Raw genomic sequence first — 653 nt, 5'->3', positions numbered from 1 at the left:
CCAAGATTGGTTTGTGCTTCTAAGTCTCCTTGAGCGGTAGATTTGCTATACCATTTGAAAGCATTATCGTAACTTTGTACAACCCCATCACCTGTATAATATAATGCAGCTAGGTTGTTTTGCGCAGCAGCATAACCCTGATCTGCTGATTTGTTATACCACATGGCGGCTAGTGCGTAATGCTGTTTGACACCAAAGCCGTTAGCATACATAACACCTAGATTATATTGGGCTTCCATGTCTCCTTGCTCTGCTGCCCTTCGAGTCCATCTATAGGCTTTATTGTAATCTTGTTCTATCCAATCTCCCTCAGAATACATGATACCAAGCTGCAGTTGAGCGGTTGCAAAACCATTCTCGGCTGATTTTTTATACCACTTTAAAGCTTGCTCGTTATCTATTGCTCTATCATAACCATTCTGATAAAAAGTACCAAGATAGAGCTGAGATTCTGGCTGACCCTGAGCGGCTGCCTTCTCAAACCAAGCAATTGACTCATTAAAGACAGGTTCAAGCTCCATATTAAAGTAATACAGTTTGGCTAACGCATTTTGCCCATCAGCAAACCCCTGCTCTGCAGATTTTCGATACCAGTCTGCAGCTTTAGTTTTATCTTGACTGACACCTTCACCGTTTTCATACATACTACCTAG

General features: G+C 42.0%; 1 protein-coding gene. It reads right to left on the bottom strand.

The genetic code is table 11. The features are described from left to right. Positions 1-644 (bottom strand): tetratricopeptide repeat protein (locus JMX98_RS13980; protein WP_227680198.1); only part of this gene is annotated, 644 nt, incomplete at its 3' end. Positions 645-653 lie beyond the last annotated feature (9 nt).

The organism is Psychrobacter sp. HII-4, from assembly GCF_904846595.1.
Lineage (GTDB): Bacteria > Pseudomonadota > Gammaproteobacteria > Pseudomonadales > Moraxellaceae > Psychrobacter > Psychrobacter celer.
Note: the sequence above shows the minus strand (reverse complement) of the source record. Positions and strands in the feature narration are given on the sequence as shown.